This is a genomic window from Chelativorans intermedius, assembly GCF_025398255.1.
In the GTDB taxonomy this organism is placed as follows: Bacteria; Pseudomonadota; Alphaproteobacteria; order Rhizobiales; family Rhizobiaceae; genus Chelativorans; species Chelativorans intermedius.
Map to the genome: position 1 here is coordinate 43,532 of NZ_JAODNW010000004.1, position 23,031 is coordinate 66,562.

21 protein-coding genes are annotated in these 23,031 nt (G+C 67.9%); 17 read left to right on the top strand and 4 right to left on the bottom strand.

Features of this window, described 5'->3' with window-relative positions; genetic code table 11:
- The first annotated feature begins 57 nt into the window (after positions 1 to 57).
- The 5 genes from NYR58_RS05525 to ispG all read left to right on the top strand — a co-directional run bounded on the left by NYR58_RS05525 (position 58) and on the right by ispG (position 6,033).
- A complete protein-coding gene (locus NYR58_RS05525; RefSeq protein WP_261519485.1) occupies positions 58 to 1,005 on the top strand; it encodes an ABC transporter permease in 948 nt (315 codons plus the stop codon).
- Entirely contained in the window at positions 1,002 to 2,930 is a 1,929-nt protein-coding gene (locus NYR58_RS05530; protein ID WP_261519486.1) for a dipeptide/oligopeptide/nickel ABC transporter permease/ATP-binding protein, read from the top strand. Before NYR58_RS05525 ends, NYR58_RS05530 begins: the two co-directional genes overlap by 4 nt.
- A complete protein-coding gene (locus tag NYR58_RS05535; protein ID WP_261519487.1) occupies positions 2,927 to 3,919 on the top strand; it encodes an ABC transporter ATP-binding protein in 993 nt (330 codons plus the stop codon). The genes NYR58_RS05530 and NYR58_RS05535 overlap by 4 nt, the downstream gene beginning before the upstream one ends.
- Positions 3,916 to 4,692 (top strand): FadR/GntR family transcriptional regulator, encoded by a 777-nt coding sequence (locus NYR58_RS05540; RefSeq protein ID WP_261519488.1) that lies wholly within the window; start codon positions 3,916 to 3,918, stop codon positions 4,690 to 4,692. Before NYR58_RS05535 ends, NYR58_RS05540 begins: the two co-directional genes overlap by 4 nt.
- Before the next feature lie 75 nt (positions 4,693 to 4,767).
- Entirely contained in the window at positions 4,768 to 6,033 is a 1,266-nt protein-coding gene (gene ispG, locus NYR58_RS05545; protein ID WP_261519489.1) for a flavodoxin-dependent (E)-4-hydroxy-3-methylbut-2-enyl-diphosphate synthase, read from the top strand.
- A gap of 4 nt (positions 6,034 to 6,037) precedes the next feature.
- Here ispG and NYR58_RS05550 read toward each other — a convergent pair whose 3' ends face one another.
- Positions 6,038 to 8,536 (bottom strand): hybrid sensor histidine kinase/response regulator, encoded by a 2,499-nt coding sequence (locus NYR58_RS05550; RefSeq protein WP_261519490.1) that lies wholly within the window; start codon positions 8,534 to 8,536, stop codon positions 6,038 to 6,040.
- Positions 8,537 to 8,700: 164 nt separating this feature from the next.
- Here NYR58_RS05550 and soxR point away from each other — a divergent pair, with 164 nt between their 5' ends.
- The gene (gene soxR / locus NYR58_RS05555) at positions 8,701 to 9,165 is read left to right on the top strand and encodes a redox-sensitive transcriptional activator SoxR (protein WP_261519491.1); all 465 of its coding nucleotides are present in this window, start codon (positions 8,701 to 8,703) and stop codon (positions 9,163 to 9,165) included.
- A gap of 185 nt (positions 9,166 to 9,350) precedes the next feature.
- Here the strand turns inward: soxR and NYR58_RS05560 are convergent, their stop codons facing one another.
- A complete protein-coding gene (locus NYR58_RS05560) occupies positions 9,351 to 10,268 on the bottom strand; it encodes a polyprenyl synthetase family protein (protein ID WP_261519530.1) in 918 nt (305 codons plus the stop codon).
- 111 nt (positions 10,269 to 10,379) lie between these two features.
- Here NYR58_RS05560 and mtgA point away from each other — a divergent pair, with 111 nt between their 5' ends.
- The 4 genes from mtgA (at position 10,380) to NYR58_RS05580 (ending at position 12,176) form a co-directional block, all read left to right on the top strand.
- The gene (mtgA, locus tag NYR58_RS05565; protein ID WP_378074686.1) at positions 10,380 to 11,129 is read left to right on the top strand and encodes a monofunctional biosynthetic peptidoglycan transglycosylase; all 750 of its coding nucleotides are present in this window, start codon (positions 10,380 to 10,382) and stop codon (positions 11,127 to 11,129) included.
- A 13-nt stretch (positions 11,130 to 11,142) separates the two neighbouring features.
- Positions 11,143 to 11,547, top strand: coding sequence for a hypothetical protein (locus tag NYR58_RS05570; protein ID WP_261519492.1), 405 nt, complete (start codon positions 11,143 to 11,145; stop codon positions 11,545 to 11,547).
- Positions 11,548 to 11,709: 162 nt separating this feature from the next.
- Positions 11,710 to 11,892 carry a 50S ribosomal protein L32 gene (gene rpmF / locus NYR58_RS05575; RefSeq protein WP_261519493.1) on the top strand — a complete coding sequence of 61 codons (183 nt, stop codon included), beginning with the start codon at positions 11,710 to 11,712 and terminating at the stop codon, positions 11,890 to 11,892.
- An 80-nt stretch (positions 11,893 to 11,972) separates the two neighbouring features.
- Positions 11,973 to 12,176 (top strand): hypothetical protein, encoded by a 204-nt coding sequence (locus NYR58_RS05580; protein ID WP_261519494.1) that lies wholly within the window; start codon positions 11,973 to 11,975, stop codon positions 12,174 to 12,176.
- A 22-nt stretch (positions 12,177 to 12,198) separates the two neighbouring features.
- Here the strand turns inward: NYR58_RS05580 and phaR are convergent, their stop codons facing one another.
- Positions 12,199 to 12,795: a polyhydroxyalkanoate synthesis repressor PhaR gene (gene phaR / locus NYR58_RS05585; protein WP_261519495.1), complete on the bottom strand. Its 597-nt coding sequence runs from the start codon at positions 12,793 to 12,795 to the stop codon at positions 12,199 to 12,201.
- 202 nt (positions 12,796 to 12,997) lie between these two features.
- Between phaR and NYR58_RS05590 the strand changes: the two genes are divergently transcribed.
- From NYR58_RS05590 to NYR58_RS05620, 7 genes are all read left to right on the top strand, one after another.
- Positions 12,998 to 14,179, top strand: a complete 1,182-nt coding sequence (locus NYR58_RS05590) for an acetyl-CoA C-acetyltransferase (RefSeq protein ID WP_261519496.1) — start codon at positions 12,998 to 13,000, stop codon at positions 14,177 to 14,179.
- Between the two features lie 106 nt (positions 14,180 to 14,285).
- Positions 14,286 to 15,008, top strand: coding sequence for a beta-ketoacyl-ACP reductase (gene phbB, locus NYR58_RS05595; RefSeq protein ID WP_261519497.1), 723 nt, complete (start codon positions 14,286 to 14,288; stop codon positions 15,006 to 15,008).
- Positions 15,009 to 15,575: 567 nt separating this feature from the next.
- Positions 15,576 to 18,569, top strand: coding sequence for a helicase-related protein (locus NYR58_RS05600; RefSeq protein WP_261519498.1), 2,994 nt, complete (start codon positions 15,576 to 15,578; stop codon positions 18,567 to 18,569).
- A gap of 15 nt (positions 18,570 to 18,584) precedes the next feature.
- Positions 18,585 to 18,962 carry an RNA-binding S4 domain-containing protein gene (locus NYR58_RS05605; RefSeq protein ID WP_261519499.1) on the top strand — a complete coding sequence of 126 codons (378 nt, stop codon included), beginning with the start codon at positions 18,585 to 18,587 and terminating at the stop codon, positions 18,960 to 18,962.
- 121 nt (positions 18,963 to 19,083) lie between these two features.
- On the top strand, positions 19,084 to 19,422 hold the full coding sequence (gene fdxA / locus NYR58_RS05610) for a ferredoxin FdxA (RefSeq protein ID WP_261519500.1): 339 nt from the start codon (positions 19,084 to 19,086) through the stop codon (positions 19,420 to 19,422).
- Between the two features lie 370 nt (positions 19,423 to 19,792).
- Positions 19,793 to 20,365 carry a CarD family transcriptional regulator gene (locus NYR58_RS05615; RefSeq protein ID WP_261519501.1) on the top strand — a complete coding sequence of 191 codons (573 nt, stop codon included), beginning with the start codon at positions 19,793 to 19,795 and terminating at the stop codon, positions 20,363 to 20,365.
- 205 nt (positions 20,366 to 20,570) lie between these two features.
- Positions 20,571 to 21,437: an RNA polymerase factor sigma-32 gene (locus tag NYR58_RS05620; protein ID WP_261519502.1), complete on the top strand. Its 867-nt coding sequence runs from the start codon at positions 20,571 to 20,573 to the stop codon at positions 21,435 to 21,437.
- A gap of 10 nt (positions 21,438 to 21,447) precedes the next feature.
- Here NYR58_RS05620 and NYR58_RS05625 read toward each other — a convergent pair whose 3' ends face one another.
- Positions 21,448 to 22,944 (bottom strand): M48 family metalloprotease, encoded by a 1,497-nt coding sequence (locus NYR58_RS05625; RefSeq protein ID WP_261519503.1) that lies wholly within the window; start codon positions 22,942 to 22,944, stop codon positions 21,448 to 21,450.
- Positions 22,945 to 23,031: the final 87 nt, after the last annotated feature.

A 23,031-nucleotide genomic window follows, 5' to 3' on the forward strand; every position in this document is an offset into this window, starting at 1 on the left:
AAGCGGGGCGCGGCATCCGCGGATGCCGCCTCTGCGCCCGCCCAGCCGGAGGCGCCGATGCTCGCCTATTTCCTCAAGCGCATCGCCATGGCGGTGCCGGTGCTTTGGGGGCTTACCGTCATCGTCTTCCTCATCATGGCGTTGATCCCCGGCGATCCGGCCACCGCCATTCTCGGCGCCTATGCCACGCCGGAGAATGTCGAGCGGCTGAACCGCCAGCTCGGCCTCGACCGCACGCTGCCCGAGCAGTATCTCATCTGGCTCGCCAACCTGCTGCAGGGCGATTTCGGCCGCTCCTACTCGCTCAACAGGCCGGTCATCGACGAGGTGCTGGAGCGCTTCAACGCGACGCTGATTCTTGCCGGCGCGGCGCTTCTCCTGTGTACGGTCTTCGGGCTTCTCGCCGGCATCGTCTCGGCGGTGCGCCAGTTCGGCTGGACGGACCGCATCGTCACCTTCTTCGTGCTCATCGGCATTTCCATGCCCTCTTTCTGGCTGGGGCTTCTGCTCATCCTCGTCTTCGCCGTCAATCTGCGACTCCTGCCGCCGTCGGGCATGTATGCGGTCTATGGCGGGGGAGACCTGGCGGATCTGCTGCGCCATCTCGTCCTGCCCGCCGTCACGCTGGCGGTGGTGGCCACCGGCGTCATCGCCCGCCTGACGCGCGCCGCCATGCTGGAGGTGCTGCGGCAGGACTATATCCGCACCGCCCGCGCCAAGGGCTTGTCGGAGCGGCGGGTGATCTATCGCCACGCCTTCAAGGCGGCGCTCGTTTCCGTCATCCCGGTCATCGGCATCCAGGCCGGTTTCGTGCTGGGTGGCGCGGTCTATATCGAGACCGTGTTCCAGTGGCCGGGCATCGGGCGGATGCTGGTGCAGGCCATCTCCACGCGCGACCTGCTTCTCGTGCAGGGCGGCGTGCTGGTGGTGGCGGCGAGCTATGTGCTGTTCAACCTGCTGGCCGATCTCGCCCAGCATGCGCTCGACCCGAGGCTGAAGACATGAGTGCTGCGGCGCAGGCGCGCGCCGCCGGCGGGCGGCCGGGGTTCCTCACGTTGCTGGTGGCCAACCGGCTGGCCGCCTTCGGGCTGGCGCTGCTCGCGCTCCTTGCGCTGGCCGCGCTCCTGGCGCCCCTTCTGCCGCTGGCCCCGCCCGACATCACGGACCCGGCGAGGCGGCTGCTTCCGCCGCTGAGCAAGGGCCATCTCCTGGGCACGGACCAGCTCGGCCGCGACCTGTTGTCCCGCCTCCTGTGGGGCACGCGCGTCTCCATCGCCGTGGGCCTGTCGGCCACGCTGGTGGCAGCGGTGGCAGGCTCGGCCATCGGCCTTGTCGCCGGCTATGCCGGCGGGCGCACGGACAATGTCATGATGCGCGGCATCGACATGCTGATGGCCTTTCCCTACATCCTGCTTGCCCTTGCCATCGTCGCCGTGCTCGGCCCCGGCCTCATGAACGCGCTCTATGCCATCGCCATCGTCAACATCCCATTTTTCGCGCGCAACATCCGCGGCGTCACGATCTCGCTGGCGCATCGCGAGTTTGTGGATGCCGCGCGCCTGTCCGGCAAGGGGCATCTGCGCATCCTGCTTTCCGAGGTGCTGCCCAACGTGCTGCCGGTCATCGTCATCACCATGTCGACCACCGTGGGCTGGATGATCCTGGAGACCGCGGGCCTCTCCTTCCTGGGGCTCGGCGCGCAGCCGCCGCAGGCCGATCTGGGATCGATGCTGGGTGAGGGGCGCAAGCTGCTCTTCAACGCGCCGCATGTCTCCATCATTCCGGGCCTGATGATCTTCGCCCTCGTCATGAGCATCAATCTGGTGGGCGACGGCGTGCGCGACGTGCTCGACCCGAGGCTCAAGTCCGGCGCGCTTTCGCGCCCTTCGGCCGCCACCGCCGTCGAGCGCACGCACGTGCCGGCGATGCCGCAGGCGCCTTCCCCGGCGGCCCTCGACGTGCGCGACCTGCGCACGGAGTTCCACGTCGGCCGCGAGGTCTACAAGGCCGTGGGCGGGGTGAGCTTCGCCCTGCGCAGGCACGAATGCCTGGGCCTCGTGGGCGAGTCGGGCTCGGGCAAGTCCGTCACGGCCATGTCGCTGCTCGGGCTCGTTCCCACGCCGCCGGGGCGGATTGCCGGCGGGCGCGTGCTCTATCGGGGCCGCGACCTTCTGGAAGCCTCGCAAGCGGAGCTGCGCACCTTGCGCGGCGGCGCCTTCGCCTATGTGTTCCAGGACCCCCTGTCGACGCTGCATCCCCTGTTCACCGTCGGCGATCAGGTGGCCGAGGCCATCCGCGCACACCAGCCGCTTGCCTTTCGCGCGGCATGGAAGCGGGCGGTCGAGCTTCTGGAGCTGGTGCGCATCCCCAACGCCGCCGAGCGGGCAAACGCCTATCCGCACCAGCTTTCCGGCGGCATGCGCCAGCGCGTCTCAATCGCCATGGCGCTTGCCAACGATGCCGAGATCCTGGTGGCCGACGAGCCGACCACCGCGCTCGATGTCACCGTACAGGCGCAGATCCTCAAGCTCATGGGCGCGCTTCAGGAGGAAAAGGGCTCCGCGCTTCTCTTCATCACCCACGATTTCGGCGTGGTCTCGGAGATCAGCGACCGCGTGGCTGTCATGTATGCCGGCCGCATCGTGGAAACCGGGCCGACGGACGAGGTGCTGGCGGCGCCCGCTCACCCCTATACGCGCAAGCTCATCGACTGCGTGCCGGTGCTGGGCAGGCCCGAGCGGCGGCTCGACGCGATTGCCGGGCTGCCGCCGGCGGTCAACCGCCTGCCGGAGGGATGCGCCTTCGCGCCACGCTGCCCCCACGCGGAGGCACGCTGCCGGCAGGGCGACATCGCGCTGGAAGGCTTCGGGCCGGCCCGCGCGGTGCGCTGCATCAAGCCGCTGGGAGCGCGGAAGGCGGAGGTGTCATGAGCGCAACGGTGCTGGAAACGCATGGGCTTACCCGCATCTTCGGCGGCGGGCGCACGCTCCTCGGCAGGCCGAAGCCCGGCGTGCATGCCGTGCAGGGGGTGGACCTTGCGCTGCGCGAGGGCGAGACGCTCGGCATTGTCGGCGAATCGGGGTGCGGCAAGTCCACGCTGGCGCGCATGCTGGTGGGGCTCGACGCGCCCTCGGCCGGCACCATCCGCCTGAAGGGCGAGGACGTGACGACGCTCGCCAGAACCTCGCCGCGCGGCCTTGCCCGCCGCATCCAGTATGTGTTTCAGGACCCGGTCTCCTCGCTCAACCCGCGCAAGACCATCCGCCGCATTCTGGAGGCGCCGATGAAGCACCTGCTCGGCTATCCGGCCGGCAAGCGTCGCGAGCGGCTGGCGGCGCTGATGGACGCGGTGAGCCTCAGGGCCGAGTTCCTCGACCGCTACCCGCACGAATTCTCGGGCGGCCAGGCACAGCGCATCGGCATCGCCCGCGCGCTCGCCGCAGAACCGGAGATCCTGGTGCTGGACGAGCCGGTTTCGGCGCTCGACGTCTCGGTGCAGGCGCAGGTTCTGAACCTGCTCGATGACCTCAAGGCGCGCTTCGGCCTCACCTATGTCTTCATCAGCCACGATCTGTCGGTGGTCGAAAGCGTCTCCGACCGGGTGGCGGTGATGTATTTCGGGCGCATCGTCGAGGAGGCGGCCGCCCATGCGCTTTTTGCATGCCCGCGCCATCCCTATACGAAGCTGCTGTTCGACTCCGCCCCGGTCCCCGGAAAAAAGGGCCTGACCGGCGAGGAGGGGCTGGCGGAGCTTCCCGATCCCTACAATCCGCCGCCGGGGTGCGCCTTCGCGCCGCGCTGCCGGCGCGCGGCGGAGGACTGCCGTGCCTCCCGCCCACCGCTCGAAACGCGCGAGGCGGGCCGCCATGCGGCGTGCTTCCACCCGCTGGGCGACGACGCGCTGGAGCGTGCGCAATGACGGGCGTGGCCGAGAAGGGCAGGCCGCGGCCGCCGCGCGGGCCGAAACGGCCGGCGGCGATCTGCGAGGAGATCAAGGACTGGATCGTCGCCCAGCGGCTGAAGCCGGGCGATCCCCTGCCGCAGGAAAAGGCGCTCATCGAGCGCTTCCGCGCCTCCAAGGGCACCATGCGCGAGGCCCTGCGCTCGCTGGAGGCGCAGGGGCTGGTGACGACGCGCACCGGCCCGCGCGGCGGCATCTTCGTCGCGGCCCTCGACGAGACCCACGCGATGGAGCTTCTCGGCAACTATTTCTTCTTCCGCCAGCCCTCGGTGGCCGACATCTATGCGGTGCGCTGCCAGCTCGAGCCGGAGCTTGCGGCGAGCCTGGTGGGGCGGCTGGCCGAGGAGGACTATCAGCGGCTCGAAGAGACCATGCGCGTCTACGACCATCCACCCGAAACGGTGGGCGAGGAATACCGCCAGCGCATGGCGGAGCTCGATTTCCACGCCGTGCTGGCGGCGCTCAGCCCCAATCCGGTGCTGGGTTTCATGTGCGGATTCCTGCAGAACCTCCTGCGCAACCTCGCCGTCTGCCGCCGCATCTACGACCGCCCCAACCCGGCGCTGCGCGAGAGCGGGCTTTCCTACCAGACGCGGCTCATCGCGGCGCTGCGGGCGGGCGACAGCGAAAGCGTGCGTGCCATCATGTATCAGCACATGCTCGCCGCCTGGCGCTACATGGAAGCCTGCGAGGCCGAGGTGAGGGCGGATTTCCTGCGCGTCAGAAGATAGGGGCCGGCATTGACATTTGCCCGCCGTTTCGCCACCTCACGGGGCGCGACAGGTTTGAACACGGGACACGGGGCCATGACCGCCCAGGCCGTTTCCGGCTATTTCTCTTCTCCCTTCCCGCGCCGGGCTTCCGTCGGCGTGGATGTCGGCGGCGTGATGGTGGGCGGCGGAGCCCCCGTCGTCGTGCAGTCCATGACGAACACCGACACGGCGGATGTCGATGCCACCGTCGCGCAGGTGGCCGCGCTCCACCGTGCCGGCTCGGAGATCGTGCGCGTCACCGTCGACCGCGACGAAGCCGCCGCCGCCGTGCCGCGCATCCGCGAGAGACTGGAGCGGCTGGGGCTTTTCGTGCCGCTCGTCGGCGATTTCCACTATATCGGCCACAAGCTGCTCGCCGACCATCCGGCCTGTGCCGAGGCGCTGGCGAAATACCGCATCAATCCGGGCAATGTCGGCTTCAGGGAGAAGAAGGACCGCCAGTTCGCGGCCATCGTCGAGACGGCGATCCGGTATGACAAGCCGGTGCGGATCGGCGTCAACTGGGGCTCGCTCGACCAGGAGCTTCTGACCCGGCTGATGGACGAGAACCAGGCCAGGGGCTCCCCCCTGACCGCGCAGGAGGTAACGCGTGAGGCCATCGTGCAGTCGGCGCTGCTTTCGGCCGCGATGGCCGAGGAGATCGGTCTGCCGCGAAACCGCATCATCCTGTCGGCCAAGGTCAGCCAGGTGCAGGATCTCATCGCCGTCTACACGGAGCTGGCGCGCCGCTCGGACCATGCCCTGCATCTGGGCCTGACGGAAGCCGGCATGGGCACCAAGGGCATCGTCGCTTCTTCGGCGGCGATGGGCATCCTGCTGCAGCAGGGCATCGGGGACACGATCCGCATCTCGCTGACGCCGGAGCCCGGCGGCGACCGTACGCGCGAGGTGCAGGTGGCACAGGAGCTCCTGCAGACCATGGGCTTTCGCCAGTTCGTGCCGGTGGTGGCGGCCTGCCCCGGCTGCGGGCGCACCACCTCCACCGTGTTTCAGGAGCTGGCGCAGAAGATTCAGGAAGACATCCGCCGCAACATGCCCGTCTGGCGCGAGAAATATCCCGGCGTGGAGGCGCTCCAGGTGGCCGTCATGGGCTGCATCGTCAACGGCCCCGGCGAGTCGAAGCACGCCGACATCGGCATCTCTCTGCCGGGCACGGGCGAAAGCCCGGCCGCCCCGGTCTTCGTCGACGGCAGAAAGGCCGCCACCCTGCGCGGTCCGAACATCGCCGCCGACTTCGAGAAGATGGTGGCCGACTATATCGAACGCCGCTTCGGGCGCGGCCGGGCGGCCGCGCAATAGGCGCTCAGGCCGTCGCGAGCGCCGGGTCCCTTTCCCGCCACTGGTCGATCTTGGCCGACAGTTTCTGCGGCGAGATGGGCTTCGACAGGTAGTCGTCCATCCCCGCCTCCAGGCATTTCTCGCGGTCGCCGGTGAGCGCATGGGCGGTGATGCCGATGATCGGCGTGTGGCGGCCGAGCGCCCTTTCCGCCTCGCGGATGGCCGCCGTCGCCTCCAGCCCGTTCATCTCCGGCATGGACACGTCCATCAGCACCAGCCTGGGCTGCAAGGCCCGGTGCATCTTCACCGCCGTGCGCCCGTTGCTGGCGATGCGGTAGGTCAGGCCGAGCTGGTCGAGCACCTGGCTGAAGACAAGCTGGTTGACTTCGTTGTCCTCGGCCACCAGCACGTCGAGCGGCGCAGAGGAGGTGCGGGGCGCCGCCGCCTTCTCGCCATCGGCGACGAGGCGCGGGCGCGGCGCCGGCTGCGGCGGTGTTTCGGCGGGCTGGTCGGTGGCCGCCTTTGCGGCCTGCATGGCCGCCACCAGCGCCTCCAGAAGCGCGGAGGAACGGGCGGGCTTGTTGAGCTGCTGGGAGATAACGCCTTCGGCCACCAGGCGCCCGGTCTCCGACTGGTCCACGGAGGTGAGCAGGACGATCGGGATGGCGGCGCTTGCCGGATCCGCCTTCAGGCGGCGGGCTACCTCCGCACCGTTCATGTCCGGCATCTGATAGTCCAGCACGATGCAGTCGACCGCCGCGCCGAGCTCGGCGGAGCGGCGCACGAACGCCATCGCCATCTCGCCGCCGCTCACCGCCGCACAGTCGAAACCCCAGCTCCTGAGCTGTTCGAGCAGGATGTCGCGGTTGATCGGATTGTCGTCGACGGCCAGCACCCGCGCGCCGGAAACGTCGATGGGGATGGGCCGTGGGCGGGCCTCGGCGCTGTCGATGTCGAGCGTCAGGGTGAACCAGAAGGTGGAGCCCTTGCCGGGCGTGCTTTCCACGCCCATCGTGCCGCCCATCAGCTCGACGAGGCGCGAGGCGATGGCAAGGCCGAGCCCCGTGCCCTCGTGGCGGCGCGTGGAGGAGGAGTCGACCTGGGCGAACTTCTCGAACACCGCTTCGAGCTTGTCCTCGGGAATGCCGGGTCCGGTATCCTCGACACGCACGGTGATGTCCGCCTTTTGCGCGTGCACCGTGCCGGACACGTCCACCAGCACATGGCCGCGCTCGGTGAACTTCACCGCATTGCCCATCAGATTGGTGACAATCTGGCGGAAGCGGCCCATGTCGCCGACGAGAGAGGGCGGCAGGGCGGGGTCCACACGCACGATCAGCTCCAGATCCTTCTCGGCGACGCGCGGCGAGATCAGCGTGGCCACGTCCTCGATCACCTCGCCGAGACGGAAGGGGGCGGGGTCGAGCGTGAGCTGGCCCGCGTCGATTTTCGAGAAGTCGAGAATGTCGTTGATGATGGTGAGCAGTGCTGCACCCGACTTGATGATGACATCCACGAACATTGCCTGGCGCTGATCGAGCTCGGTGCGGGCGAGCAGCTCGGCCATGCCCATCACGCCGTTCATCGGCGTCCTGATCTCGTGGCTCATATTGGCCAGGAACTCGGATTTTGTCTTGTCCGCCGACTGGGCGCGCAGCTTCTCCGCCGCCAGCGAGACATTGGCGTCATGAAGCTCCTGGTGCGCCTCGTGGATGCGCTGGATCATGGGAAGCAGAATGCGCGCCCCCACCATCACCGTCGCCAGGATCATGGCGAGGCCGGCGAAGACGAGGGTGAGCTGCAGCGTCCCGTAGGTGGCCACGGTCTCGGCCTGTAGCGTCTGGGAGACGGCGTGGATGTGCGGCCTGATCTTCTGGTTGGCCAGCACCTGCAGCTCGGCGAACACCCGGCGGGCGGCGGGAGCGGAGTAGTCGTTGAAGATGTCGAGCCGGTTGGCCAGCGTGAGGACGCTCTGCACCTCCGCCTTGAGCGAAGCGTGGCCCTCGCCCCCCTCCCAGACGACGCGCACGGCGGGCGGAACCGTCAGCCCGGCTATGCCGGCGATCACCGGTGCCTGCCGGGCATTCTGGCCGGGCCGGGCCGCAGCGGCCGCCAGGCGCTGGCTTTCCAGCGTGGTGATGTCGCCGCTGGCTGCCATTTCCATCGCGTTGTAGCCTTTCTCCAGGCGTTCCAGCGCCGCGGCGAGGGCGGCGCGGGCCTGCTCCATGGAGGAGGGTCCTCCCCGCTCCTGGCGCGGCGCGGCATAGCCGTGCAGCCCAGCCGCATGGGCGGAATGCCGGGGCGCCAGGTGCAGGCTGCTGTGTTCAAGCCGCAGGGCGCTGTAGAGAACGTCGCCCGCGGCATCGGCCATATAGTCGAGCAAGGCGCCGAAGCGGACCTGGTTCTTGGCGCGCTCCATCTGCCAGAGCACGACCCCCGTTCCCAGCATCACGGCCAGCACAAAGCCCACCAGCACGGTGATCATCCGTCCGCGCATGTAGCGGCGTGTCACGACAGTAGACATGAACGGTGCCCCCATCCGTTTCCCTGTTTCCTTAAAGATCGGACAGACCGCTTAAGCAGCGATTAACGATGAAGAAGCAGCAGAGATCTTCGCAGCCCCGGCACGGTTCTTGACGGGGGCGGCTTTACATCTCAACCTTGCTTCATGTTTCTGGAGAGGACGGAATGAAAGGCAGGAAGGCCCCGCTGGCCCGCGAGCTGAGCGTCGGGGAGGTGGCGCGGCGCAGCGGTCTCGCCGTTTCGGCGCTGCATTTCTACGAGGCAAAGGGGCTGATCGCCAGCCGGCGCACGGCGGGAAACCAGCGCCGCTATGGCCGCGACGTGCTGCGCCGGGTTGCGATCATCAAGGTGGCGCAGCGGCTCGGCATTCCGCTGGCGACCATCGGCGAAGCGCTGAAGACGCTGCCAGAAGCACGCCCGCCCACGGCCGCGGACTGGCGCAGGCTTTCACAGCACTGGCGCGCCGATCTCGACGAGCGCATCCGCAAGCTGACCCGGCTTCGCGATCATCTGGACGAATGCATCGGCTGCGGCTGCCTGTCGGTGGAGACCTGCCCTCTCCGCAACCCCTTCGACACGCTGGCGGAAGAGGGGCCGGGCGCGAGGTTGCTGGAGGGGGATGGTGGATAGCGAGTAGCGAATAGTGAATAGTGAATAGTGAATGGTGAATGGTGAATGGTGAATGGTGAATGGTGAATGGCGAATGGGATATAGATCAGAAAAATTTGTAAATACCGCTCACCTTTTCTTGTCTCTACACCCGCATATATAGTTCACTATTCACTATTCACTATTCACTATTCACTATTCACTATTCACCACTCCCGTTCCGCCACGAAACGTGCCGCCAGCCGCAGGACGGCGGCCTTTTCTCCGAAGGGTTCGAGAAGCTCCTCCGCCTGCTGGACAAGGCCGGCAAGCTGCCGGCGCGCCCATGCCTCGCCGTGCAGGCCGGCGAGCGTCGCCTTTCCGGCGGCCGCGTCTTTGCCCGTGGCCTTGCCCAGGGCCTCGGGGCTCGCCGTCATGTCCAGCAGGTCGTCGGCAAGCTGGAAGGCAAGGCCAATGGCATCGCCGAAGGCGCAAAGCCGTTCGCGATCGGCCGTGTCCGCCCCTCCGATCACCGCGCCCGCCTCGCAGGCATAGCGGATGAGGGCGCCGGTCTTCATGGCCTGCAGTGCGATGATGCCCTTCTCGTCGGGCGGCGTGCGTTCGGCGGCGATGTCGAGTGCCTGGCCGCCGGCCATGCCGCCCATCCCGGCGGCACGCGCCAGACGACTGATCAGCTCCAGCCGGGTGTCGGGCGGCAGCGCGGTGCGCCGGTCCGCGATGATGTCGAAGGCGAGGGTGAGCAGGCTGTCGCCGGCCAGGATGGCCGTCGCCTCGTCGAAGGCCCGGTGCACCGTCGGCCGGCCGCGGCGCAGGTCGTCGTCGTCCATGGCCGGCAGGTCGTCATGGATGAGCGAATAGCAGTGCAGGCATTCGAGCGCCGCCGCCACGCGCAGCGCCGCCTGGCTGGCCGCGTCGAAAAGGCGGGCGCTCTCCATCAGCAGGAAGGGACGCAGCCGCTTGCCGCCGCCCAGCACGCCATGCCGCATGGCCGCCAGAAGGCCGGCGGGGCGCGCCACCTCGCCGTCCAGCGGGCGCGCGTCCAGAAGCTCGCGCAGCATGGCCTCCACGGCCTCGGCGCTTTCGGCCAGCAGCGCCTCGAAGGTCTGTTTCGTCGTCTCGTCCATGGCGCGAGCGATGGCCTTATTCGCCGCCACGGTCAAGCCTTTCGGCAGGCTGCCCGTTGCCAGTGCGGCCGGCGATGGGTATTTCGGGGCGCAGTCGCAGGGGAGAAGCAGGTGCCGGCGCCAAGGGTGGACGGTCAGAAACGGTCGGATGCGGCGCGCCGGCGGGGGCGCCGGGCCGGGGCCGGGCTGTGGCGGCGCTGGCTGCGCCGGCTTGGCGTCCTCCTTCTCGTCGTGGCGCTGCTGCCTCTGGCGCTCACGCCGCTTTACCGCCTTTCCTCAGTGCATCCGGTCTCGACGCTGATGCTGGCGGATCTTGCGCGGCTGCAGGGCTATGAGCGCCGGTGGGTGGGCCTCGACGAAATGGGTGCGGCCGTGATCCACTCCGTCATGATGTCGGAAGACGGCCAGTTCTGCTCCCATGCCGGCGTCGACTGGCAGGCGATCAACACCGTGGTCAACGATGCCCTGTCGGGCGAGCGCCCGCGCGGCGCCTCCACCATCCCCATGCAGACGGTGAAGAACCTTTTCCTCTGGTCCGGGCGCTCCTATCTGCGAAAGGCGCTGGAGGCGCCGCTGGCGCTCTATTTCGACGCCCTGGTGCCGAAGCGGCGCATCATGGAGATCTACATGAACATCGCCGAATGGGGCCCCAATCTCTATGGCGTCGAGGCGGCGGCGCAGCACTATTTCGGCCGTCCGGCAAGCAGCCTCACGGCACGTCAGGCCGCTCTTCTGGCCGTCACCCTGCCCAATCCGTATGCGCGCAACCCGGCCAGCCCGACGGCAGGGCTCAGCCGGCTTGCCGCCATCATCGAGGGCAGGGCGCGCAAGGCCGGCGCCTATGTCGGCTGCCTGGGATAGGGGGAAGAAGGCCATGGTCAGGCGCGGCACCGCCCTCGGCTTCTTCGGCATCTTCGGCCGCTCGCAGGATCTGCGCCGGCTCGATGCGGCGCTGCGTCTGGCCGGCCTCCACCCCGCGCAGGTGCCGGAAGGGGTGAAGCTCGCCGCTGTCGGGCTGATGGCGGGGGATGGTGCGGAGGAGCCGCCGCCCGCCGCCTATCCGCCGGTGGGCCTGTTGATGGCGTTCCTGGCGCTGGGGCCGGACGGCTTCGCGCGGGAAAACGACGAGGCGCAGCTTGCCGCCGCCACGCAACGGCTGGAGGCGGCGCTGGAGGCGGGCGAGGGGCGGGACGCGCAAATCGTGCTCCTGATGCTGCATGCGGGGCTTGCGCACCCCGCGCTCGTCCGCGACTATGCGCTGCGGGCGGAGGAGGAATGAGCGGCGTGCGCCTTCGCCGGCGCAAAAAATCGCCGTGCCCCACTGGCCAAACAGCAAAGAGGCGTGTATAGGCGGCGCGAATTCCAGATTGCCCGGCCGTACCGTCAAGGGCCCTCGATCATCAGGGCCGCAGGAGCGGCTGACCGAACAGCGGAGAGTACCATGGCTGTACCGAAGAGAAAGACGACGCCGTCGAAGCGCGGTATGCGCCGCTCGGCCGACGCCCTGAAGAAGCCGACCTATGTCGAGGACAAGGATTCCGGCGAGCTGCGCCGCCCGCATCACATCGATCTGAAGACGGGCATGTATCGCGGCCGCCAGGTTCTGGAGCCGAAGGAGGCTTAGGGGCATCTTGCCGGGCAGGCGGAACCGCCTGCCGGCGCCGGATGCACCGATCACGCATTGGAGCGGATGCGCGAAGAGATGTGAGCGCCTTCCGTTTCAGGCTTCCCCGGATCTCAGGCAACATGTGGAAGGGCTGGCCTCGTGCCAGCCTTTCCCTTTTTGTTTTGGCGATCCGCCTTGCGGCGGCGGCCTTTCCTCCGGCCGCCAGACCGGTTGATCGTTTCATTGAAACGCTGATCCGGTCCATCTATTTGTTTTTGCCGCATTTGTGCGACGCCAGATGATTCCATCTGGCTGCAAGATGCCCTAATCCTTCGACATGGCGTCGATCTTGCGCTGCATCTCCGCCACCTGCTCGCGCAGCTCCTTCAGGTCGCGGGTCTCGCCGGCCCTGTCGCGCCCGGCGGCCGGATCGGAGGGCGGGACCGGGGAGAACATGCGCATGGCCTCCTGGAACATCTCCATGTTGCGCCGCGTCTGCTCCTCGATCATCTTCATGGGCGCGCTCACCTGCATCATGTCGCCCATCGGGGTCTTGCCGAAGGCCTGGGTCATCTGCTCGCGCAGGCGCTCCTGCTCCCTGGCGAAGGCGAGCATGGACTGCTCCAGAAAGCTCGGCACCACCATCTGCATCTGGTCGCCATAGAAGGAGATGAGCTGGCGCAGGAAGGACACGGGCAGCATGTTCTGTCCGTTCTTGTCGTTCTCCAGTTCGAAGATGATCTGGGTGAGAACGGAATGGGTGATGTCCTCGCCCGTCTTGGCGTCCTGCACCACGAATTCCTCGTCGCGCTTCACCATCGCGGCCAGGTCTTCCAACGTCACATAGGTGCTTGTGCCGGTGTTGTAGAGGCGGCGGTTGGCATATTTCTTGATGACCACCGGGTCGTCTTTTCCGGGCATTCGCTCACCCCCTGCGCGGTGTCCTGGTCGGGCCGGCATCGGGCCCTGCCTGCCAGACAGGATATGCGAAAGAGAACCGCAAAAGAAAGGGGTTTTTGCTGCATGCGCTAAGCCGCCTACGCCGTTCTGGCCGCTTGACGCGATGCGGAATGAACGCGACAAAAGCGTATCGAGACAATCCGCGTCCAGCAAGGAGAGAGCCATGCCGTCCTCCAACGCCATCGTCGTCGCCAGCGCGGCGCGCACGCCCGTGGGGTCCTTCAACGGGTCCTTCGCCCAGATGCCGGCCCACGCGCTCGGCGCCGCGGTCATCCGCGCCCTGCTCGAACGGGCAAAGGTGGAGCCAGGCGAGGTGGACGAGGTGATCCTCGGCCAGGTGCTGACTGCCGGGCAGGGGCAGAACCCGGCGCGCCAGGCCGCGGTTGCCGCCGGCCTTCCGAAGGAGACGACGGCCTGGGGCCTCAACCAGGTCTGCGGTTCGGGCCTGCGCGCGGTCGCCATCGGCATGCAGCAGATCGCCTGCGGCGATGCCGACGTCGTGGTGGCCGGCGGCCAGGAGTCCATGTCGCTGTCGCCGCACTGTGCGCATCTGCGCGGCGGTGTGAAGATGGGCGACTACGCCATGATCGACACCATGATCCGCGACGGGCTCTGGGACGCCTTCAACGGCTACCACATGGGCATCACGGCGGAGAATGTCGCCCGTGCCTTCCAGATCTCCCGCGAGGAGCAGGACGCCTTCGCGCTCGCCTCGCAGAACAAGGCGGAAGCGGCGCAGAAGGCCGGCCGCTTCAAGGACGAGATCATCCCCGTCACGGTGAAGACGCGCAAGGGCGACCTCGTCGTGGAGGAAGACGAGTATATCCGCCATGGCGCCACGCTGGAGGGGATGGCCAAGCTCAGGCCCGCCTTCGACAAGGAAGGCACGGTGACGGCCGGCAATGCCTCCGGCATCAATGACGGCGCGGCCGGCGTGGTGCTGATGCGCGAGGAGGAGGCCGCCCGCCGCGGCATCGAGCCCCTGGCGCGCATCGCCTCCTGGGCGACGGCCGGCGTCGACCCGGCGGTGATGGGCACCGGCCCCATTCCCGCCTCGCGCAGGGCGCTGGAGAAGGCCGGCTGGCGGGTCGAGGATCTGGATCTTGTCGAGGCCAACGAAGCCTTCGCCGCCCAGGCCTGCGCGGTCAACAAGGACTTGGGCTGGAATCCGGACATCGTCAATGTCAATGGCGGCGCCATCGCCATCGGCCACCCCATCGGCGCCTCCGGTGCGCGTGTGCTCAACACGCTGCTCTTCGAGATGCGCCGGCGCGGCGCTAAAAGGGGGCTTGCCACGCTGTGCATCGGCGGCGGCATGGGCGTGGCAATGTGCGTGGAGAGATAGCGAACGGGGAACAGGGAATAGTGAGTAGGGAGTAGGGAGTAGTTGGCAGGCCCGCCCTCTTTATGCTCCCCATTCGCTGTTCACGCATCACAACGGGAGGAAAGACATGGCCAGAACCGCACTCGTGACGGGGGGAACCCGGGGCATCGGCGCGGCAATCGCGGTGGCGCTTAGGGACGCCGGATACAAGGTGGCGGCAAACTATGCCGGCAACGACGAGGCGGCCAGCCGCTTTGCCGAGGAGACGGGCATTCCCGTCTATCGCTGGTCGGTGGCCGATTACGATGCCTGCGCGGCAGGCATTGCCAAGGTGGAGGCGGAGCTCGGGCCGGTCGATGTGCTCGTCAACAATGCCGGTATTACCCGCGACGCCATGTTTCACAAGATGACGCCCGAAGAGTGGCGCGCCGTCATCGACACGAACCTCACCGGCGTCTTCAACATGACGCACCCTGTCTGGCCTGGCATGCGCGAGCGCCGCTTCGGCCGCATCATCATCATCTCCTCCATCAACGGCCAGAAGGGGCAGATGGGCCAGGCCAACTATTCGGCCGCCAAGGCGGGCGACATCGGCTTCACCAAGGCGCTGGCGCAGGAGGGTGCGCGCGCCGGCATCACCGTCAATGCGGTGTGCCCCGGCTACATCGCCACCGACATGGTGATGGCCGTGCCGGAGGCGGTGCGCGAGAAGATCGTCGCCCAGATTCCCGTCGGCCGCCTGGGCGAGGCGGCGGAGATCGCCCGTTGCGTCGTCTTCCTCGCTTCCGAGGAGGCCGGCTTCATCACCGGCTCGACGCTGTCGGCCAATGGCGGTCAGTACATGGCCTAGCGCCCGCCGCCCGCCTGTGCGCCGGAATGGCACAGCTTCGTTAACCGCCATGCCCCGCCGCCTGTGGACAGGCTGTGAAGCATCTGTTCGCAGGCTGTGGAAACCACAATATCTGGTATGGAACATACATGGAACATCGGCCGATCAGCGATTCGTCGCCGATTCGTTCCGGGTTTGGCCGAAAGGTTAACGCCGGCGCGCCCGTCCGTGGCGCTGGGCTTAACCACGCGTTCAGAAAGCTTAATGAAATCCGAATCCTGGGCGAGCCCGGGCCCTGGCCGGCCCGGGCCGGCGGCGGAAAGGTTAACGCCGGGGCAGACCCGCGCGCGGCGGTGGAGAACGGCGATTCATCATGTGGAAGCGGGAGCCGCCGCCTACCCCATATCTTGGGGTGAACAAAGAAAGAATCTCGGCGAGTCAGTGATTCGTCGCTGATTCGTTCCAGACTCGTTCCAAAGATTAACCGCCGGCGCTTTTTGCCTTTCGTTCCACCCGTCATTTCCTATATGTCTGACGGGCGGCGGCGGGATGTCGCTCAAGGGGCACGCGCGCAAGATCAGGCTGCGGATGAACATTCAGCCAAGAAACAGCGAAGCTGCCGCCCTCGACGGGCGCGGCGTGACGGCGGTTCTGGGGCCGACCAACACCGGCAAGACGCATTTGGCCATCGAGCGCATGGTGGCGCATGAATCGGGGCTCATCGGGCTGCCGCTGCGCCTGCTGGCGCGCGAGGTCTATGGGCGGGTCGCCGCCCGGGTGGGCGAGCGGAACGTGGCCCTCGTCACCGGCGAGGAGAAGCTCGTGCCGCCCGGCGCCCGCTATGTCGTGTCCACCGTGGAGGCGATGCCGCGCCAGACCGATGCCGCCTTCGTGGCCATCGACGAGGTGCAGCTCGCCGCCGATCTCGATCGCGGCCATATCTTCACCGACCGCCTGTTGCATCTGCGCGGGCGCCAGGAAACCCTGCTTCTGGGGGCGGCCACCATGCGCGGCATCCTGGAGCGGCTCCTGCGCGGCATCTCCGTCGTCACGCGCCCGCGCATGTCCGTGCTCTCCTATGCCGGCTCCAGGAAGATCACCCGCCTGCCGCGGCGTTCGGCCGTTGTCGCCTTCTCCGCCGACGAGGTCTATGCCATCGGCGAGCTGATCCGCCGCCAGCGCGGCGGCGCGGCCATCGTGCTCGGTGCGCTGTCGCCGCGCACGCGCAACGCGCAGGTCGCGCTCTATCAGTCGGGCGATGTCGACTATCTGGTGGCCACGGATGCCATCGGCATGGGCCTCAACCTGGACGTGGACCATGTGGCCTTCGCCCAGAACCGCAAGTTCGACGGCTTCCAGTACCGCGAGCTGACGGCCGCCGAGCTCGGGCAGATCGCCGGGCGGGCCGGCCGCCACGTGCGCGACGGCACCTTCGGCGTCACCGGTCAGGTCGATCCCCTGCCCGACGCGCTGGTGGAGCGCATCGAGACACACCAGTTCGAGCCGGTGAAGATGCTGCAGTGGCGCTCTGCCGCCATCGACCTGTCGAGCATCGACGCGCTGAAGGCTTCGCTGGAGGCCGCCCCGCCCCTGGAAGGGCTGACGCGGGCGCTGCCGGCGGCCGATCTGCGCGTGCTGGAACGGCTGTCGAAGGACGAGGACATCCGTGCGCTCGCCACCGGCGAGAGCCGGGTGGCGCTGCTGTGGGACGCCTGCGCGCTGCCCGACTATCGCAAGATCGCGCCGGCCCAGCATGCCGAGCTCGTCGCCGCCATCTTCACCGATCTGGCGCGCCACGGCCATGTCAACGAGGATTACGTGGCCGATCAGGTGCGCCGCGCCGCCTCGACGGAAGGCGAGATCGACACGCTGTCGGCGCGCATTGCGCAGATCCGCACCTGGACCTTCGTTTCCAACCGCCCGGGTTGGCTGTCCGATCCGACACACTGGCAGGAAAAAACGCGCGAGATCGAGGATAGACTGTCGGATGCCCTGCATGAACGATTGACGAAACGCTTCGTTGATCGCAGGACTTCCGTGCTCATGAAGCGCCTGAGAGAGAACGCGATGCCCGAAGCCGAAATCAGCCCCGCCGGAGAGGTCCTGGTCGAGGGGCACCATGTGGGGGAGATGCAGGGATTCCGCTTCACCGCCGACAAGACCGCCGAGGGCGAGGATGCCCGCGCCGTGAAGGCTGCCGCGCAGAAGGCACTGGCGGCCGAGTTCGAGACGCGCGCCGAGCGCTTCGCCGCCGCGCCCAATGGCGATCTGGCGCTCGGCTCGGATGGCGTGCTGCGCTGGCTCGGCGCGCCGGTGGCCACGCTCACGGCGGGCGACGATGCGCTGCGCCCGCGCGTGGTGCTGCTTGCCGACGAGCAGCTCACCGGGCCGGCGCGTGACAGGGTGGCGGCGCGGGCCGAGCGTTTCGTCGCCTACCAGATCGAGACCCATCTCAAGCCGCTCCTCGACCTGAAAGCGGCCGACACGCTCACGGGCATGGCGCGCGGGCTGGCCTTCCAGCTCGTGGAGAATTTCGGCCTGCTGAACCGCCGCGACGTGGCCGAGGAAGTGCGCGCGCTCGACCAGGAGGCGCGTGGGGCCATGCGCCGGTTGGGGGTGCGCTTCGGCGCCTATCACATCTTCGTGCCGGCGCTCATCAAGCCGGCGCCGGCCGGGCTTGCCACGCTCCTGTGGGCGCTCAGGCACGACGCGAAGGACAGGCCCGGCTATGGCGACGTGGTGGCGGCGCTCGCCGCCGGGCGCACGTCCATCGCCACCGATCCCGCCTTCGAGCGTGCCTTCTATCGCCTGGCCGGCTTTCGCAATCTGGGCCGGCGCGCCGTGCGCGTCGACATTCTGGAGCGGCTGGCCGATCTCATCCGCCCAGCGCTCAACTGGAAGCCGGGGGCCGGCAAACGGCCGGATGGCGCCTATGACGAGGGCGCCTTCGTGGTTACCCCGGCCATGATGTCGATCCTGGGCGCCACGGCGGAGGACATGGAGGCCATTCTCAAGGGGCTCGGCTATCGCGGCGAGGAGAAGCCGGCGGAAGAGGTGGCCGCCCGTCTGGAGGCGCTGGACAGGGCTGCGGAGGCCGAGCAGGCCGCGCCCGCGGACGGCCCGGCGCAGGACGTGGCGCAGGCCGCCCCGCAGGTTCCCTCCGGGCCGGCGGCGGAAGCGGAGGAGCCGGCCCCCGCGCCGGCGCAGCCCTCCGGCGAGGCGGAGGAGGGCAGTGGCGGGAAGGACGCTGGCGCCGACGGCGCCGCGGCCCCGCAGTGTGCCCAGTCCGCTCCTCCTGCCGAGTCTTCCGCGGCACAGGCCGACGAGGCGCCCAAACCCGTCATGGTCTGGCGGCAGGCCCGCGTCGAGCGGCACCAGCGCCCGCGCGGCCGCGACCGGCAGGAAGACCCGCGCCGCGCCCGCGGCAAGGGCCGCCCTCCGCAGGCGGGCGAGGGCCGGCGCAAGGACAAGGGCAAGGACGCAGCACCCCGCAAGGGGCCGCGTCCCGAGCGCCCGACAAGGGTGGACCCCGATTCGCCCTTCGCCAAGCTTGCCGCGCTCAAGGAGCAGCTCACCAAATAGGGATGGCATGACCACGTGACCGCCGACGGACGCCAGCGCATCGACAAGTGGCTGTTCTTCGCGCGCGTGGTCAAGTCGCGGTCGTTGGCGGCCAAGCTCGCCCAGGCCGGGCGGGTGCGTGTCAACCGCGCCAAGATCGACCAGGCATCCCACCAGGTGCGTCCGGGCGACGTGCTCACCATCACGCTCGACCGGCGCATTCTCGTCTACCGCGTCCTGGAGCCCGGGGTGCGGCGTGGCCCGGCGGCGGAGGCGCGCCTTCTCTATGAGGATTTGAGCCCGCCCGCCCCGCCGATCGAGCCGGCGGCGGCGGCGCCGCTGCGCGAACGCGGGCGCGGCCGGCCCACAAAGAAGGAAAGGCGGGCGCTCGACCGCTGGAAGGGCGGGGAGTGAGCGGCCGGGCGACGAAAAGCTGTTTCCCCGCAGCCCCAGCCGACGCAACGGCAGACCTTGCCACGGCCTCGCAAAGGGGCTACCTCACCCGCCGACATCATAGACGACCCGAGGCCGGAAGATGACCTATGTCGTGACCGACAACTGCATCAAGTGCAAGTACATGGACTGCGTCGAGGTGTGCCCGGTCGACTGCTTCTACGAAGGCGAGAACATGCTCGTCATCCATCCCGACGAGTGCATCGATTGCGGCGTGTGCGAGCCGGAATGCCCGGCCGAAGCCATCAAGCCCGACACCGAGCCGGGCCTCGAAAAATGGCTGCAGATCAACACCGAATATGCCGAGAAGTGGCCGAACATCACGGTCAAGAAGGAGCCGCCCGCCGACGCCAAGTCGTTCGACGGGGTGGAAGGCAAGTTCGAGAAATACTTTTCGCCGGAACCCGGCGAAGGGGATTGACAGGACATGCGGTCCGTGGTTGCTGCGGTCCGCGTCATGATGCCGCAGTTTTGCCACGGGCGGGAGACCGCCCGGTAATCCTCTTGTGCACCTGCGGCAAATTGTTGATTCTTTCAACTTTTTATGCTAGCTTTCATCGACATGCCGGTGACAACACGTCTTTTGATGGCGCAGACAAACAATCACTAAAGGTGGGGCTTAAATCGGACCAGGGCAACTTGGGCCTGGACAGCGTGCGTAAAGCGTCGGGCTCTCCAGGCTGTCCGAACTCCTCTCCTGCGATCTGACGCCTGTCAACAGCGGACCGGCCTTTTTGCTTGGGCGGGGCGCAGGCGGACTTCGCCCCAAAAAGAACAGGAGTTTGAAGCGTATGGCAAACCAGCAGAAGAAGTCGGCACAGCGTCAGGGGTTCAAGACCGGCGAGTACATCGTCTACCCCGCTCACGGGGTCGGGCAGATCGTCACGATCGAGAACCAGGAAGTGGCCGGGCACAAGCTGGAACTGTTTGTCATCGATTTCCAGAAGGACAAGATGCGCCTCAAGGTGCCGGTCGCCAAGGCGGCCTCCATCGGCATGCGCAAGCTGTCGGAGACCGATTATGTGGACCGCGCGCTGAAGGTCGTCCAGGGCCGCGCCCGCGTCAAGCGCACCATGTGGTCGCGCCGCGCGCAGGAGTATGACGCCAAGATCAATTCCGGCGATCTCATCTCCATTTCCGAGGTGGTGCGCGACCTCTACCGCGCCGAGAACCAGCCCGAGCAGTCCTATTCCGAACGCCAGCTCTACGAGGCCGCGCTCGACCGCATGGCGCGCGAGATTGCCGCGGTCAACCGCGTCTCCGAGACCGAGGCCATCCGCCTCATCGAGATGAATCTCGCCAAGGGGCCGCGGCGCGGCGCCAAGGCCGACAACGAGGAAACCGAGAAGGAAGAGGCGGCATAACGGCCCATCTTCCGGCACGCGCTTCAGGCCCGGCCGCACGGCGGCCGGGCCTTCTTTTTGGGCGCCTTCACACGACGATCACTGTTTCGTTCAGACGGAACTTTTGCCTTCCATTCGGGTTATTCTAGGCACGGCAGTTCAAGGGCCGGGTGCGGGCGGGCCGCTGTGGCCGGCCCACGGTTGGGGCCGATGGAGCACCCAGACAATGCGGGAAAGCGCCGGACGAACGCTCGCCAAGATGGCAATGAACGCGCCCTATCTGGCGCGTGAGGAAGAGCGCGCGCTTGCCGTGCGCTGGAAGGAGCGGCAGGACCAGCAGGCGCTGCATCGCATGATCATGGCGCATATGCGCCTGGTCATCGCCATTGCCGGGCGCTTCCGCAATTTCGGCCTGTCCATGAGCGATCTCATCCAGGAGGGCCATGTCGGCCTTCTGGAAGCGGCGGCACGTTTCGACCCCGAGCGCGAGGTGCGCTTTTCCACCTATGCCACATGGTGGATCCGCGCATCCATGCAGGACTATATCCTGCGCAACTGGTCCATCGTGCGCGGCGGCACAAGCTCCGCCCAGAAGGCGCTGTTCTTCAATCTGCGGCGGCTGCGGGCCAGGTTGCAGAGGACCGGCGGCGCAACCCCCACGCAGGAGGTTTATCGCGAGGTGGCGCAGGCGCTGCATGTCTCGGAGGCCGACGTGGCGCTGATGGATGCGCGCCTTGCCGGCGCCGACACCTCCCTCAACGCACCCCTGAAGAGCGATGGCAACGATCCGGCCTCGGAACGCATCGAGTTCCTGGTGTGCGACGATCCGCCGCCCGACGAGGTGGCCGGCGAATCGATCGACCAGGAACGGCGCGCCCAATGGCTTCACCAGGCGCTGGAGACGCTCAACTGGCGCGAGCTCACCATCCTGCGCGAAAGGCGGCTGTCGGAGGAGGGGGCCACGCTGGAGGCGCTGGGCACCACGCTCGGCATCTCCAAGGAAAGGGTGCGCCAGATCGAGACGCGCGCCATGGAGAAGCTGCGCGTGGCGCTGGTGAAGCGCCACCCGGATATCGCCGCGCGCCCGGGCTGACCTGGCGCATTCAAGCGCCCGGCGATTGATCGGTGACGATCTTCACCCGGTCGCCCACCGAAAGGGCGGCACCCGGGCCCAGACCGTTGAGCAGGCGGAAAAGCTCCAGCTTGCGGTCGACACCCACCATGCGGTTGGCCAGCGTGGCGGCGGTTTCGCCGGGCTGAACCCTGACCACGCGCACTCTCAGCGGCCTCAAGGCCGCGGTCTCGGCGCGGCTGAGCACGCGGAAGCTTGCCGAGATGGCGCGCGCCACCGGTTCCAGCCGGTCGCTGCCGCGCGGGGCGGCGGTCAGCAGCCGATAGATCTGCCCGCCGACCCGGATCACCGTCACGTCGAACTGCCATTCGTCCGTGTAGGCCCGCGCCGTGGCCGCCTCGTGGCCGTTGATCGTCGTGCGGCGCACCGAATCCGGGTCGAGCCCACCCAGCCATTCACCTTTCAGATAGTCGGGCAGCGAGACGCTGCGCGCCACGGTGACGCCGTCGAAGCGGAAGGCAACGCCGCCCGGACCTTCAGCCGTCACCTCGCCGGTGGAATTGTCGATAACGAAACCCTCCGGCACGGAAAAGGCGATGCCGAGCGAGGGGTGCAGGAAGTCGCGCCCGCGCACATAGCCCTCGTCCGGCTTGTCGCCGAACACCATGCCGTCGATCCCGTCGAGAAAGGTGTCGCGGTCGCGCACGCCGGTGCCCGGCGGGCCGAACTCGCGCGCCCGCTCCTGCGCCAGCTCGATGCGCCGGGGCGCATTGGGATGGCTTGCCATGAAGTCGAGCGTCGGATCGCTGGCGCCCGCCACGTTGCGGAAGCTTTGGTAGGCATCCATGGAGCGCAGGAAACGCGCCGCCGCATAGGGGTCGTAGCCGGCGCGGGCGATGGAGCGGATGCCCATCTGGTCGGCCTCCAGCTCCTGGTTGCGCGAGAACTGGGCAAGCCGCAGCTTGCCGCGCACGGCCGCCGCCCGGGCGTTGACGTCGCCGTCCACCACCTCGTCCACCACGCGCGAGGCAAGCTTCGCCTCCGCCTCCTTCTTCTGCCGCTCAAGCCCGTGATTGGCCGTCACATGCGCCATTTCGTGCGCCAGCACGGCGGCCACCTCGGCCGAATCGTTGGCCAGCGCCAGAAGCCCGCGCGTCACATAGAGATAGCCGCCGGGCAGCGCAAAGGCGTTGATGTTGGGCGAATCCAGAATGGTGATGCGGTAGGTCTGTTCCGGGCTGTCCGGGTCGAGCGTCAAGCGCCCCACAACGCGCGCCACCATCCGCTCCAGCTTCGGGTCGGAGTACTCCCCGCCATAGGTCTGCAGGATCTTCGGATGCTGGCGGCGCGCCAGGTTGGCCAGCCGGTCGCCGCGCGTCACGGTGTCCACCGTCATCGGGTTCGGGGAGGGGATGAAGCCCGCCTCGGTGAAGTCCACCGCCTGGCATCCGGCGATTCCCGACACGAGGGCAGCCAGGAGCACCCCGCACATCCGCCGTGTCGGTGCGCGGGCGGTCAATCCCTTCATGGTCTCGCGATGAAGCAGCGCGCTATCCTCTCGACGACTCGTTCGACAACACGCCCCCACCCCTCAGGACCCTAGCCACACTCTGTG